The sequence below is a fragment of the Buchnera aphidicola (Rhopalosiphum maidis) genome, assembly GCF_003671935.1.
Classification (GTDB): Bacteria; Pseudomonadota; Gammaproteobacteria; order Enterobacterales; family Enterobacteriaceae; genus Buchnera; species Buchnera aphidicola_AL.
Window position 1 is genome coordinate 579,292 of the sequence record NZ_CP032759.1, and the last position, 12,427, is coordinate 591,718.

The 12,427-nt window shown below is 26.0% G+C and carries 8 protein-coding genes and 1 pseudogene; 6 read left to right on the plus strand and 3 right to left on the minus strand.

The annotated features are described in order from the left end of the window. Window positions 1–33 precede the first annotated feature (33 nt). Complete coding sequence (locus D8S97_RS02845; RefSeq protein WP_158361515.1) at window positions 34–630, plus strand: peroxiredoxin; 597 nt, start codon at window positions 34–36, stop codon at window positions 628–630. 90 nt (window positions 631–720) lie between these two features. On the opposite strand, the gene D8S97_RS02850 is transcribed toward D8S97_RS02845, so the two are convergent. Further along, window positions 721–1,458, minus strand: coding sequence for a DUF2076 domain-containing protein (locus tag D8S97_RS02850; RefSeq protein WP_158361517.1), 738 nt, complete (start codon window positions 1,456–1,458; stop codon window positions 721–723). A gap of 273 nt (window positions 1,459–1,731) precedes the next feature. Here D8S97_RS02850 and gyrA point away from each other — a divergent pair, with 273 nt between their 5' ends. From gyrA to yfaE, 4 genes and pseudogenes are all read left to right on the plus strand, one after another. After that, the gene (gene gyrA / locus D8S97_RS02855; protein WP_158361519.1) at window positions 1,732–4,245 is read left to right on the plus strand and encodes a DNA topoisomerase (ATP-hydrolyzing) subunit A; all 2,514 of its coding nucleotides are present in this window, start codon (window positions 1,732–1,734) and stop codon (window positions 4,243–4,245) included. A 99-nt stretch (window positions 4,246–4,344) separates the two neighbouring features. Further along, on the plus strand, window positions 4,345–6,636 hold the full coding sequence (nrdA, locus tag D8S97_RS02860; RefSeq protein ID WP_158361521.1) for a class 1a ribonucleoside-diphosphate reductase subunit alpha: 2,292 nt from the start codon (window positions 4,345–4,347) through the stop codon (window positions 6,634–6,636). 47 nt (window positions 6,637–6,683) lie between these two features. Next, window positions 6,684–7,814: a class Ia ribonucleoside-diphosphate reductase subunit beta gene (gene nrdB / locus D8S97_RS02865; RefSeq protein ID WP_158361523.1), complete on the plus strand. Its 1,131-nt coding sequence runs from the start codon at window positions 6,684–6,686 to the stop codon at window positions 7,812–7,814. 1 nt (window position 7,815) lies between these two features. Next, window positions 7,816–8,077: pseudogene (yfaE, locus tag D8S97_RS02870) on the plus strand (class I ribonucleotide reductase maintenance protein YfaE). A gap of 8 nt (window positions 8,078–8,085) precedes the next feature. Here yfaE and pta read toward each other — a convergent pair. Continuing rightward, the gene (pta, locus tag D8S97_RS02875; protein ID WP_158361526.1) at window positions 8,086–10,209 is read right to left on the minus strand and encodes a phosphate acetyltransferase; all 2,124 of its coding nucleotides are present in this window, start codon (window positions 10,207–10,209) and stop codon (window positions 8,086–8,088) included. Between the two features lie 58 nt (window positions 10,210–10,267). Then, entirely contained in the window at window positions 10,268–11,470 is a 1,203-nt protein-coding gene (locus D8S97_RS02880; protein WP_158361528.1) for an acetate kinase, read from the minus strand. Between the two features lie 136 nt (window positions 11,471–11,606). On the opposite strand from D8S97_RS02880, the gene nadE reads away from it, so the two are divergent. Then, the gene (nadE, locus tag D8S97_RS02885) at window positions 11,607–12,413 is read left to right on the plus strand and encodes an ammonia-dependent NAD(+) synthetase (RefSeq protein ID WP_158361530.1); all 807 of its coding nucleotides are present in this window, start codon (window positions 11,607–11,609) and stop codon (window positions 12,411–12,413) included. Window positions 12,414–12,427: the final 14 nt, after the last annotated feature.

The window sequence follows — 12,427 nt, forward strand, 5'->3', positions numbered from 1 at the left end:
TATTATATTTTTTGTTAAATTAAAGGAAAAAAAATGACTTTAGTAACACAAAAAGCACCAAATTTCATAGCACCTGCAATTTTAAAAAATAGTGAAATTATAGATAATTTTGACTTGAAAAAATACTCTAAAGGTCAAGCAATCGTACTATTTTTTTGGCCTATGGATTTCACTTTTGTTTGTCCTTCTGAAATTATGGAATTCAATAAAACTTACGAAGATTTTAGAAAAAGAGATGTAAAAATTGTTGGTGTATCAATTGATAGCGTTTTTGTTCATCAAGCATGGCAAAATACCCTTCCTAAAAATGGAGGAATCGGAAAAATAAAATTTCCTATGGTTTCTGATATAAAACATGATATTCAAAAATCTTACGGTATTGAACATCCAGAATTAAATATAGCATTAAGAGCGTCATTTCTAATTGATAAAAACTGGATTGTACGTCATCAAGTTGTTAATGATCTTCCATTCGGACGTAATATTAATGAAATGATACGAATGATAGACGCTTTAGATTTTTACAATAAATATGGAGAAGTGTGTCCTGCAAATTGGAAGCATGGAAAAGAAGGAATGAAAGCTTCTCAAGAAGGAGTTTCTTCATATTTAAAAAAACATTTTTCATAAAAGTTAAAAAATGATCTTAAAGTCAGCAAGAAAATATGCTGGCTTTATTTTTAATTTAAAAATAAACTATTAATAACTTTAATTTAATTTTTAAATAAAATTATCATCATTAATTCCACTATCGTCAACATTTTCTGTTTCATTAAAATTAGAAAAATTATTATCATCAGAATTAGAAAAATTATTATTATCAGAATAATCCTCAGCTAATTCATTTTCATTTTCATAATTCACTAAATTGGCATTATTATTTTCGATAGTATCATATTCATCTATATTAGATATAGAAGATTGATTAATATTGCCAAAAATTTCTTCTTCTGGTGCAGTATGATTAAAAATATTCATCAACATATTACCTAAAATCATACCTCCTGCTACACCTGTCGCTGTTTGTAACGCGTTTTTAAGAAAACCACTATTGTTGCTGCTTGCTGTAGTAGTCGCCGTTGAAGACATTGGAACATTTGTATTACATGATTCTAAGGTGTTCTGATTTTTTTTCCATATATTGTTATTGTATGATTCAGATTGAGAAGATGGATCTTTTCTTAAAAAACTTGACAAAAAACTTGGTTTTTTCTTTACTTGATCTGAATTTAAAACTGATATTTTATTCTTTAATTCTTCAATTTTTAAACTCATTTTTTTTATAGCAGTTTCTTGAACTAATATTGTTTGTACCATATAGTAAGAAGAATACGGCTGTTTTTTCACTAAATTTTGAATTAAATCATCTGCTATATCATCGCGTTCAGAAGAATTTATCTCAGTTTTTTTCAAACGATGAAATAAATTTTCTATTAAACTTTTTTCTTCATCTTTCATAAAGTATCTCGTTTTTAATTAAATATTAGAAAAACTATCACTTCTAAGATTAATGTTTATTTATATTAACTACTCTAATAAATCATTATTTTAATACTTTCATTAAAAATAAACAATATAAAAAATATTTTTTAGTTATTGACAACATGTAATTGTAAACAATATTTACATAATTTAGAATCACTTCTTTCCATGCATCTAATACTTTAACTATGTTATAATTTTAAACTTAATTTAATTCTATTAATCAAAAAAAAAGAGAAAATAGTTGATATGAAAGATCTCGCTCGAGAAATTATGCAAGTCGATATTGAAAAAGAATTAAAAAGCTCTTACTTAGACTATGCCATGTCTGTAATAGTAGGGCGAGCTTTGCCAGATGTTCGAGACGGTTTAAAACCTGTCCACAGAAGAATACTTTTTGCAATGCATATATTAAATAACTACTGGAATAAATCATATAAAAAATCTGCTAGAGTAGTAGGAGATGTCATAGGTAAATATCATCCACACGGTGATTCTGCCGTATATGATTCAATCGTGCGCATGGCACAAAATTTTTCATTGCGCTACATGTTAATAGATGGTCAAGGGAATTTCGGTTCGATTGATGGAGATGCAGCAGCAGCTATGCGGTATACAGAAGTCCGCATGTCTAAAATATCTCATGAATTGTTAACTGATTTAGAAAAAAACACTGTCGAATTTATTCCAAATTATGATGGAACAGAATATATTCCAGAAATACTCCCATCTAAAATACCAAATCTTTTAATTAATGGATCATCAGGAATAGCTGTAGGTATGGCAACAAACATTCCACCGCACAACTTAAATGAAATAATTGATGGATGCTTAGCTTATATAAAAGACAATAATATTACATTACAAGAATTAATTAAGTATATTCCAGGACCAGACTTTCCAACTGCAGGAATTATTAATGGAAAGAAAGGAATTGAAGAAGCATATCGAACAGGAAAAGGAAAAATTTATATTCGTGCTAGAAATAAAATTGAAAAAAATAAAAAAAATAAAAAAGAATCAATTATTTTTTATGAACTTCCTTATCAAGTAAATAAATCACGTTTAATTGAAAAAATAGCAGAACTAGTAAAAGATAAAAGAATTGATGGAATAACTGCTTTACGTGATGAATCTGATAAAGATGGAATGAGAATTGTCGTAGAAATTAAAAAAGAATCTATATCAGAAATAATTCTAAATCAACTTTATTCTCTAACTCAACTACAAGTGTCTTTTGGAATAAACATGGTTGCATTGTGTCAGGGACAACCAAAAACCTTATCTCTAAAAGAGATATTAAAATATTTTTTATCACATAGAAAAGAAATAGTTACGCGTCGTAGTATTTTTGAATTAGATAAAACCTGTAAAAGAACTCACATACTTGAAGGGTTAAATGTAGCTTTAATTAACATTAATTATATTATTGATTTAATAAAAAAAGCTAAAAGTTCACTTGAAGCGAAAGAATTAATAATAAAGCAAAGATGGATTTATAAAAATCTTACATATACAGAACAAAGTTTAGAAAAAAAAATAGAAAACACAAAAAAAATTACTAATAATAATTATTATTTTACTGAAGAACAAGTGCAAGCTATTTTAGACTTACGATTACATAAATTAACAAGTTTAGAAAAAAATAAAATTATTTCAGAATACAATTATTTGACCGAAAAGAGTAAAGAGTTAAAAGAAATTTTAAAAAATCCTGATCGTATGCAAGAAGTTATTAAAGACGAGTTAATATCGATAAAAAATAATTTTGGAGATCAAAGAAGAACAGAAATTACAGAAAACAACGCTGATATCAACATTGAAGATTTAATTAATCAAGAAGACGTAGTAGTTACTTTATCTCATTCTGGATATGTTAAATATCAACCTCTTTCTGATTATAACGCTCAAAAAAGAGGTGGAAAAGGTAAATCAGCAGCTAAAATTAAAGAAGAAGATTTTATAGAAAGTTTAGTCGTAGCTAATACACACGATACCATACTATGTTTTTCTAGTCGAGGGATACTATATTGGATGAAAGTTTATCAATTACCTGAATCCAGCAGGCACGCAAGAGGCAGACCTATAGTAAATTTATTACCATTAAACAAAAAAGAAAGAATTACAGCAATACTCCCTGTTCACGAATTTAGAGATGATCTAAATATTTTCATGGCTACTGCGCAAGGTATAGTCAAAAAAAGTTCTTTAAAAGAATTTAAAAAACCTAGAATTGCAGGAATTATAGCAATTAATTTAAGAACAAATGATGAACTCATTGGCGTTGCATTAACAAACGGCAATAATAATATTATGCTATTTACACAAAATGGAAAAGTAGTTCAGTTTTTAGAAAATAGTGTTAGAACAATGGGAAGAACAGCTTCTGGAGTAAGAGGCATTAAAATTTCAAAAACTGATAAAGTCGTATCTCTAATCGTTCCACAAAAAAAAGAAAGTATTTTAATAGCAACTAATAATGGTTATGGAAAGCGTACAAAAATAGCTGATTTTCCAATTAAATCACGTGCAACACAAGGTGTAATTTCAATAAAAATTACTAAAAAAAACGGAAAAATTATTGGTGCTATACAAGTTGTAGAAAAAGATCAAATTATGATGATTACTAACGCAGGAACACTAGTCAGAATTAGAGCTTCAGAAATCGGTGTTTTAAAAAGAAACACACAAGGTGTAATATTAATAAGAACATCAAAAAATGAAAAAGTTGTTGCTTTACAAAGAATTGTAGAACCTATATAAAAAATATTTTAATAAAAAACCATTTATATAAAAAAATAATCATACTAATTTTCAAAAACAATATTTATAATATATTTTTTTAAAATAGGTTAATTTAATATGGAAAATAGTTTGTTTGTCACTAAACGTAATGGAAAAAAAGAAAAAATAAATTTAGATAAAATTCATAAAGTTTTGAATTGGGCATCAAAAGGATTAGACAATATATCTGTTTCTCAAGTTGAGTTACGTTCACGTATTCAGTTCTATAATAATATTAGTACTGTGAACATACACGAAACAATTATTAAAGCTGCAGCAGATTTAATTTCTGAAGATACACCTGATTATCAATATATGGCTGCAAGACTAGCTGTTTTTCATCTTAGAAAAAAAGCTTACGGTCAATTTGAACCACCAATTCTTTATCATCATGTGAAAAAAATGGTTAATTTAGGAAAATATGACGAAACATTATTGAAAAATTATTCTTTTGAAGAATATATGAAAATGAATTCCTTTATTGATCATTGGCGTGATATGAACTTTTCTTACGCAGCGGTAAAACAATTAGAAGCAAAATATTTACTACAAAATCGTGTTACTGGAAAAATATATGAAAGTGCACAGTTTTTATATATTTTAATATCTGCCTGCTTATTTTCTAAGTACAAAAAAAATGTTCGTATGAATTATATTCAACGCTTTTATAATGCAATTTCTACTTTTAAGATTTCTTTACCTACACCAATAATGTCAGGAGTAAGAACACCAACTCGTCAATTTAGTTCTTGTGTATTAATTGAATGCGCAGACAATTTAAATTCTATTAATGCTACAACTAGCGCAATTGTAAAATACGTTTCTCAAAGAGCGGGAATCGGTATTAATGCCGGTCAAATTCGGGCTTTAGGGAGCCCTATTAGAAATGGAGAAGCATTTCATACTGGATGCATTCCTTTTTATAAACATTTTCAAAGCGCTGTAAAATCTTGTTCTCAAGGTGGAGTTAGAGGAGGCGCTGCAACTGTTTTTTACCCCATATGGCATCTAGAAATTGAAAACCTATTAGTTTTAAAAAATAACCGAGGAATTGAAGAAAATAGAGTTCGTCATCTTGATTATGCTGTACAAATTAATAAATTCATGTATCAAAGAATGCTACTAGGAAAAAAAATTACGTTATTTAGTCCTTCTGACGTTCCTAATTTATATGAATTTTTTTTCTCTGATCAAAAGAAATTTAAAGAAAATTATATTAAATATGAAAAAAATAATAATATAAGAAAAAAAAGTATTAATGCAATTGATTTATTTTGTTTAATTATGCGAGAAAGAGCGTCAACTGGACGTATCTACATACAACATGTAGATCACTGTAACTCACACAGTTCATTTAATTCTAAGTTAGCAACAATAAGACAATCTAATTTATGTTTAGAAATTACACTACCTACAAAACCATTAAATAATATTGATGATAGAAATGGAGAAATTGCACTTTGTACTCTATCTGCTCTTAATCTGGGTTTAATTAGTGATTTACGTGATCTTAAAGAATTATCTATATTATCTGTACGAGCGTTAGACGAAATATTAGAATATCAAAACTATCCAGTAGTATGTGCAAAAAAATCAGCTATTTCAAGACGTTCTTTAGGCATTGGTGTAATTAATTTCGCATATTATTTAGCTAAAAACAAAGTACGCTATTCAGATGGTAGTGCTAAGAATTTAACACATAAAACTTTTGAAGCAATACAGTACTATTTGCTAAAAGCTTCTTGTGAATTAGCTAAAGAAAAGGGATCTTGTTCATTATTTAATCAAACTAATTATTATTTAGGTAAGCTTCCAATTGATACATATAAAAAAGATGTAGATTTAATATGCAATGAACCACTACATTTAAACTGGAATAAATTGCGTAAAAAAATTAAAAAATATGGATTAAGAAATTCTACTTTATCAGCTTTAATGCCTTCAGAAACTTCATCTCAAATATCTAATGCTACTAATGGTATCGAACCCCCAAGAGGTTTTATCAGCATTAAGGCTTCAAAAGATGGAATGCTAAAACAAGTAGTTCCAGAATATAAAAAATTAAAATCTGAATATGAGCTGCTTTGGGATATACCGAATAATATAGGATATTTAGAACTTGTAGCAATCATGCAGAAATTTATTGATCAATCTATTTCAGCTAACACTAATTATGATCCAAAACGGTTTTCAAACGAAAAAATACCTGTAAAACAGCTTATATATGATTTGCTTACAGCATATAAACTTGGAATAAAAACTCTTTATTATCAAAATACTCGTGATGGCGCTGAAGATAATCAAAATTTTAATAAATCCTCTGAAAACATAAAAGAAGACAATTGTACAAGTGGTTCTTGTACGATATAATAAAATAAATTTAATAAAAAAATATCAATTTTTCAGGTGTAACATAAGTGTCTTATACAACTTTTTCAAAAAAGAAAAATAATCAACTTAAAGAACCTATGTTTTTTGGACAATCTGTAAATATAGCGAGATATGACCAACAAAAATATAGTATTTTTGAAAAATTAATTGAAAAACAACTTTCATTTTTTTGGAGACCAGAGGAAATCGATTTATCTAAAGATAGAATAGATTTTCAAAAATTACCATCTAATGAAAAACATATTTTTATAAGTAATTTAAAATATCAAACTTTACTCGATTCTATTCAAGGAAGAAGTCCTAATATCGCTTTTTTACCTATAGTATCTATTCCTGAATTAGAAACATGGATTGAAACATGGTCTTTTTCAGAAACAATTCATTCACGTTCATACACACATATTATTAGAAATATTATAAATAATCCATCTATTGTATTTGATGATATTATTTCTAATCAAAATATTAATGATCGAGCTCAAGATATTTCTATTTATTATGACGAATTAATCAAAATAACAGCTTATTGGCATTTACTTGGAGAAGGAAATCATAAAATTAATGGAAAAAGAATTGAAATTAACTTAAACTTATTAAAAAAAAGACTGTATCTTTGTTTGATTAGTGTAAATGTGTTAGAAGCTATTAGATTTTATGTTAGTTTTGCTTGTTCATTCGCATTTGCTGAAAGAGAGATAATGGAAGGAAATGCCAAAATTATCAGATTAATAGCTCGAGATGAAGCATTACACTTAACTGGAACTCAGCATATTTTAAACATTTTAAATAACGAAAAAAATAATGAAAATATGAAAAAAACAGTTTTAGAATGCAAAGAAGAAGCAATCAAAATATTTATATCTGCTGCAGAACAAGAAAAAAAATGGGCTAAATATTTATTTCAAGATGGTTCAATGCTAGGACTAAATAAAGACATATTATGTCAATATATAGAATATATTACTAATTTCCGGATGCATGGAATAGGTTTTAAAATGCCTTTTGAAAAAACATCGAATCCAATTCCATGGATAAACTCTTGGCTAAATTCTGATTATATACAATCAGCTCCTCAAGAAACAGAAATTAGTTCATATCTAGTAGGCCAAATAGAATCAGAAATATCTAATCAAGAATTTAAAAAATTTAAACTATAAAATGAACAATTTTACTATCAAAATAATAAACAAAAAAACAATAATTTATAAAAAAAAAAACTTCTTTATTATCAATTTTAGAAAAAAATAATATAAAAGTTGAATATCAATGCAAATCTGGTTATTGTGGTGCCTGTCGTATTCAAATATTAAAAGGTAACGTATCCTATTCAATAAAACAGCCGATGGCTGCTTTATTCAAGAAGAGAGAAATCTTTCCGTGTTGTTGTGAACCTGACGGAAACATTACAATAAAATTATAAAAATAATTTCATAAAGATTGAATAGACGTCAATGCAATTGTATAAATTATATCCTCTACCGACGCACCTCTTGATAAATCATTTACTGGTTTTTTTAGACCTTGTAGCATTGGTCCAATACAAATAAGATCTGTTGAACGCTGAACGGCTTTATAAGTTATATTACCAGAATTTAAATCTGGAAAAATAAAAATGTTTGCTAATCCTAAAATAGACGAATACGGCATTTTTAATTTAGCAATTTCTTTTGAAATTGCCGCATCATATTGAATTGGACCATCTATGATTAAATCAGGTCTTTTTCTTTTTACAATAGAAGTAGCGTTTCTAACTTTTTCTACTTGCCATCCAGTGCCAGAATAACCAGTAGAATAAGATAACATTGCTATACGTGGTTCTATACCAAATATTTTTGCTGAATCAGCAGATTGAATTGCAATTTCAGCTAATTCTTCTGCATTTGGCTCTATATTAATTGCACAATCTCCATAAATTAAAACTTCATTTGGTAACAACATAAAAAATATAGATGAAACTAAAGAATAAATAGAATTAGTTTTAATAATCTGTAATGCCGGACGTATAGTGTTGGCAGTTGTATTAACTGCCCCAGAAACCAATCCGTCAACTTCACCAGATTCTAGTATTAATGTTGCCAACACAACATTATCTTTCAATTGTTTTTTTGCAAAAACTTCATCTATTTTTTTATTCCTACGAATGTCTAATAAACGAGAAAGATATTTATCTCTTATTAAGAGCGGATTTATTATTTCAATATTTTTATTTAAAAAAATTCCACTTTCATTTGCAATGTTATAAATTTTTTTTGGATCGCCTAATAATATACATTCTGCTATACCCAGATGACAACACATTGAAGCTGCTTTTAATATACGCACTTCGTATGATTCAGGAAGTATAATACGTTTAGATTTCCTTTTAGACAAAGTCTTTAATCGATAACAAAACTCTTTAGGAGAATATGTTTTTTTATAAAAATAACTCTTTTTTTTCTGTAAGCTGATTAAATCATTTTTGTTAAAAAAACCAGAAATATATTCTAATGACTTTCTAATAGAAACTTTGTTCTGAATATTAATATTAAAATTAAACTTTTGTAATTGAGATAACGTTTCTATTGTATTTTTTTTAAAAGTAAGTATAGGAGTACCTTGATCTATTAAAAATTTTAGTAATTTAATAAGATTCGGAGTTAACTTTAATATTCCAGTTAATAAAATTGCACCTATTTTCTTTGGTTTTAATAGTAAATATAATGTGTTAAAAAATATTTCCATTCGACTTAAAGAAACTAATACTAATGTGTTAGTATAATTTTTTTTTGAAATAACTGAAACATCTTCATCAAATATTGCTATGTTTTTTATAAAAGAATTTTTTATTTTTGTCGTATTTACAAGATTCGCATTTAAAAATTTAAAAATATTCATTACAGACAATTGAACTAAATCTTTATTCCAAGGAATAAAGGCTATAACAGGAAAAGAAGTTTTAAAAACAAGATCTTTTTTAATTTCATTAATACATATATTTTTTTTTATATTTTTTAAAATTGTTAATTTATCAATAAAATTATATTTCATTTCAATAAAAGGAGAATTAATTTTATTAAAAATTACGCCTAAAAAATTTTTATATTTTTTTTGCTGTAAAAAAAAATTAATTTTTTCTTCTTTTTTTTTAAAATATTTCAAAGAGTATTCTTTTAAATTTTCTACTAATATTACCTCTGCACCTATATTTTGTGCAATATCAAAATTGATTTGATCAGAATCGTAATGCTCTTTTTTATTAATACCCTTGATTAAAATCAATTCATTTTTCTTTTTTCTATTAGAACATTCTTTAATCATTAAGTCTATGAGAGAAGAATATTTATAAGAATTAAAATTTTTTTTAGAAAAGTTTACTTTATCTAGTATATTTATTTTTTTTGAAAAAATTTTTCTGATACAATTTGTGTTTTCTGATTTTATAAGAGAAAAATAAGAATAATATTCAAAATAATTATTTGATTTTTTTTTATTAAAAAAATAAAGTAAGCTTAAACTAATGGTTGTTAAAGAAACACTATTATTTAAAGGAACTAACATTATAATACGTGACATAATTTATTTTTTATTTTAATGTAATATATAATGTACTATAAAGTAACTATTTATTGTTTTAACGAATTATCTTTATAGTCTCTTGAGCTATCGCTAATTCTTCATTTGTTGGAATAACAAACGCTGGACGAGACTCATCCTGAGTAATTAATCCATATTTTCCATTCTTAATAATTAAATTACGTTGAATATCAACTTTAAACCCTATTAATAATAACTTTGATAAAGTAATTTCTCTAATTAAAGGGACATTTTCGCCAATCCCTCCAGTAAAGACTATAGCATCTAAACGATTTTCCATTAAACATATATAAGAAGCAATATATTTAGATAAACGATGACAGAATATATCTACAGATAATTTTGCATTTTTTTTTGAATAATAATTTTTTTCAAAATAACGAAAATCACTACTTATTTCACTTAAACCCAATAAACCAGACTCTTTTGTAAGTATTGTATAAATTTTATCGATACTTATACCAAGTATTCGGTGCATAAAAAAAATAATTGAAGGATCTATATCACCACTACGAGTACCCATTACTAATCCTTCCAAAGGCGTTAATCCCATAGAAGTATCTACGCATATTCCATTTCGAATGGCAGAAACAGAAGCTCCATTACCTAAATGACATGTAATAACATTAAGAGAATTAAAACTTTTATTTAAAATAACAGCAACTTCAGAAGCAACATAATAATGACTTGTACCGTGAGCTCCATATCTTCGGATATGGTGTTTTTTATAAAAAGAATAAGGTATAGCATATAAAAATGAAGTTTCTGGCATATTTTGATAAAAAGATGTATCAAAAACAGCTACATTTTTTTTTGAAAAAATAGGCAATTTCTCCATAGCTATTTTGATGCCGATTAAATTTGCTGGATTATGTAATGGAGCAAATGGAATTGCATTTTTAATTAATTGAATAGTATTATCATCTATCAAAATAGATGATTTTATTTTATTACCCCCATGAACTACTCTATGTCCTATACCTATTATATTAGTATATATATCTTTTTTTTCTAAAAAAAATTCATCGAAAATAAAATTTAACGCATCTTTATGAGATAAATGAGAACCTATATATTTTTTATGTTCTATTCCTAAATATTTCCATTTAATATATGTTTCTGACAAAAATAAACACTCTACTAAACCAGATAAATATTTTTTTTTATTATTAGGATTTAATACTGCAAATTTTACAGAAGAACTACCACAATTCAATACAAAAATTAAATTATTCAATATTTTTTACCATTTTTTATTGATTAAAATAGTGATATTTTAATACAAACTTTCGAACTTATTATTTTTAATATATAATATTAATCAATTTTATGAAAAAATTTAATATTTAAAATAAAAATATAATAACAGGACAAAAATGACATTACAAAAAAAAATTATTAAATTATTAAAAGTTAAACCACTAATTATACCGAAGAAAGAAATAAAAAATCGTATTCAAATGTTAAAAAGATATTTAATTAAAAACACTCATTTAAAATCGTTAATAGTAGGTATTAGCGGAGGACAAGATTCAACGTTAACCGGAAAGTTATGTCAATTATCAATTCAAGAATTACGAAGAGAAAAAAAAGAAAAATCTTATCAATTCATTGCATTACGATTACCATATGGTACGCAATTAGACGAAAAAGATTGCAGAGATGCAATTAATTTCATCAATCCAGATCAAATTTTTACAATTAATATTAAAAATTCAGTTTTAAATAGTGAAAGATCATTAAAAAATCAAGGAATAAAAATATCAGACTATATTAAAGGAAACGAAAAAGCAAGAGAAAGAATGAAAGTACAATATAGTATTGCAGCTATAAAAAATGGACTAGTTGTTGGAACGGGCAATGCAGCAGAAATTCTTACTGGGTTCTTCACAAAACATGGAGATAACGGAACAGATATTAACTTAATTTCTAAATTAAACAAAAGACAAGGTAAATTATTATTAAAAGAGTTAAATTGTCCTAAACATTTGTATTTAAAAAAACCAACTGCCGATCTTGAAGATGAGCAACCACAAAAAGAAGATGAAAAAGCTTTAGGGATTACATATAACATAATTGATGATTATTTAGAGGGAAAAAAAATAAATTCTTTGAATAAAAAAATAATTGAAAAATTATATTTATTAACAGAACACAAACGTAAAATAATTAACTTAGGATAAAATGTTTAAATAAT

Coding starts and splice junctions, on each gene's coding strand:
- D8S97_RS02845 (WP_158361515.1), top strand. CDS start 34: ATGACTTTAGTAACACAAAAAGCACCAAATTTCATAGCACCTGCAATT.
- D8S97_RS02850 (WP_158361517.1), bottom strand. CDS start 1,458: ATGAAAGATGAAGAAAAAAGTTTAATAGAAAATTTATTTCATCGTTTG.
- gyrA (WP_158361519.1), top strand. CDS start 1,732: ATGAAAGATCTCGCTCGAGAAATTATGCAAGTCGATATTGAAAAAGAA.
- nrdA (WP_158361521.1), top strand. CDS start 4,345: ATGGAAAATAGTTTGTTTGTCACTAAACGTAATGGAAAAAAAGAAAAA.
- pta (WP_158361526.1), bottom strand. CDS start 10,209: ATGTCACGTATTATAATGTTAGTTCCTTTAAATAATAGTGTTTCTTTA.
- nadE (WP_158361530.1), top strand. CDS start 11,607: ATGACATTACAAAAAAAAATTATTAAATTATTAAAAGTTAAACCACTA.